Origin of the sequence: Streptomyces sp. NPDC058157 (assembly GCF_042884105.1) — a bacterium.
Taxonomy (GTDB): Bacteria; Actinomycetota; Actinomycetes; order Streptomycetales; family Streptomycetaceae; genus Streptomyces.
Window position 1 is genome coordinate 1 of sequence record NZ_JBHVUQ010000403.1, and the last position, 2139, is coordinate 2139.

Annotated in this window: 3 protein-coding genes; all 3 read left to right on the forward strand. The window is 76.3% G+C overall.

Annotation, left to right across the window (positions count from 1 at the left end; genetic code table 11):
- A partial coding sequence (locus tag ACFVXK_RS38320; RefSeq protein WP_389621940.1) for a sensor histidine kinase occupies positions 1-604 on the forward strand: 604 nt, incomplete at its 5' end.
- Complete coding sequence (locus tag ACFVXK_RS38325) at positions 568-1212, forward strand: response regulator (RefSeq protein ID WP_389621943.1); 645 nt, start codon at positions 568-570, stop codon at positions 1210-1212. The genes ACFVXK_RS38320 and ACFVXK_RS38325, both read left to right, overlap by 37 nt.
- A 115-nt stretch (positions 1213-1327) precedes the next feature.
- Positions 1328-2008, forward strand: a complete 681-nt coding sequence (locus ACFVXK_RS38330) for an NAD(P)H-binding protein (protein WP_389621946.1) — start codon at positions 1328-1330, stop codon at positions 2006-2008.
- Positions 2009-2139: the final 131 nt, after the last annotated feature.

The window sequence follows — 2139 nt, forward strand, 5'->3', positions numbered from 1 at the left end:
ACTGCGGCGGATCGAGCGGGACCTGCACGACGGGGCCCAGGCACGGCTCGTCGCCCTCGGGATGCGGCTGGACAGCGCCACCCGGCTGCTGGAGGAGGATCCGCCGGCCGCCCGGGCGGCGCTGCTGGAGGTGCGCGAGCTGTCCGGGCGGGCCCTGGAGGACCTGCGCGGCCTGGTCCGGGGCATACAGCCGCCGGTCCTCGTCGACCGCGGCCTGGGCGACGCCGTGCGCTCCCTGGCCCTCGACAGCTTCCTCGACGTGGAGGTCGAGGTCCGGATGGCCGGGCGGCTGCCGGCCGCGGTGGAGTCGGCCGCCTACTTCGCCGTCAACGAGCTGCTGGCCAACGCGGCGAAGCATTCCGGGGCCCGCCGCGTGGACGTCCGCCTCACCCACGAGGACGGAGGAACGGGGCTGCGCGTCACCGTCACCGACGACGGCCGCGGTGGCGCGGACCCCTCCCGGGGGACCGGGCTGCGGGGCGTCCGGGGGCGGTTGGCTACCTTCGACGGGACCCTCGCCCTGCACAGCCCGCAGGGCGGGCCGACCACCATCACCCTGGAGATCCCGTGCGCGTCGTCCTTGCCGAAGACCTCTTCCTGCTGAGGGACGGCCTGGTCCGCACGCTCACCGAGCACGGCTTCGACGTCGTCGCCGCCGTGGACAACGGACCCGGCCTGCTGCGCGCCCTGCTGGAGGAGCGGCCGGACGTGGCCGTCGTCGACGTCCGCCTGCCGCCGACCCACACCGACGAGGGCCTCCAGGCCGCGCTCGAGGCCCGCCGCCACCACCGCGGCCTGCCGGTGCTCGTGCTGTCGCAGTACGTCGACCAGCTCTACGCCAACGAGCTGCTCTCCGGCGACGACGGGGCGGTGGGCTACCTGCTCAAGGACCGGGTCACCGACACCGGCCAGTTCATCGACGCCGTCCGGCGGGTCGCCGCGGGCGGCACGGTCCTGGACCCGCAGGTGATCGGACGGCTGCTGGCGCGCGGCGAGGCCCGCGGCACCATCTCCGCCCTCACCCCCCGCGAACGCGACGTGCTGGAACTCATGGCGGAGGGCCGCTCCAACGCCGCCATCGCGGGGACGCTGCACTTCAGCGAGAGCGCCGTCGCCAAGCACACCGCGGGCATCTTCGCCAAGCTGGGCATCGCCGCCTCGGCCGAGGACAACCGGCGGGTCCTCGCCGTCCTCGCCTACCTCCGGCGCTGAGGGTCCGCCCGTCGCGGCCGGTGACACGGCGCCGCCGCCTCCGGCGCGGCCGGTGCCGTGTGGCATCCTGCGGAGGGTTCCGGCGGGTCGGCCGCCGGCGGCGGAGAGGACCCCCGTGACCCGCAGCGCGCTCCTGGTCGGAGCCACCGGACTGGTCGGCGGACAACTGCTGGCGCGGCTGCTGCGCGATCCGCGCTACGGGCGCGTCACCGTGCTGGCCCGTCGCCCGCTCGGCCTCGAACACCCGCGGCTGGACGCCCGGGTGGTGGACTTCGCGGGGCTCGGGACCGAGGACGTGCCCGCCGGGGCCGACGTCTACGGGGCGCTGGGCACCACCATCCGGCAGGCCGGCTCGCAGGAGGCCTTCCGTGAAGTGGACCAGCACCACACGGTGCGGGTGGCCGCGCTGGCGCGCAAGGCGGGCGCCGAACGGATCGCGGTGGTCTCCTCGGTCGGCGCCGGATCCGGCTCCCGGGCCTTCTACCTGCGGGTCAAGGGGGACATGGAGGCGGAGGTGACGGCCCTGGGCTTCCGGCAGACCGAGTTCTTCCGGCCCTCGTTCATCCTCGGCCGCCGCCCCGCGCACCGTTTCGGCGAGGGTCTCGGCAGCTCGGCGGCGACGGCGCTGGCCCCGCTGCTGGCCGGACCGGCCCGCCCCTACCGGCCGGTGCCCGCCGGGCGGCTGGCGGCGGCGATGATCGCCGCACTGGCCGAGGACCGTCCCGGGGTCCGGGTCCGCACCCACGAGGACTTCCTGACCCTGGCTCCGGAACCGGCCGCGGCGGCCCGGGCGTGACCCGAGCGCATAACCGGCGCCGGGCGTAACCGGGGCCGCCCGGCGCTCGTTGGGGAGGCCGGTGGCCGGGAGGGGCCCGGCCCGGGCGAGCGGAGGCGGTGCGCCGTGCAGGCTTGCGGACTGGTCTATCT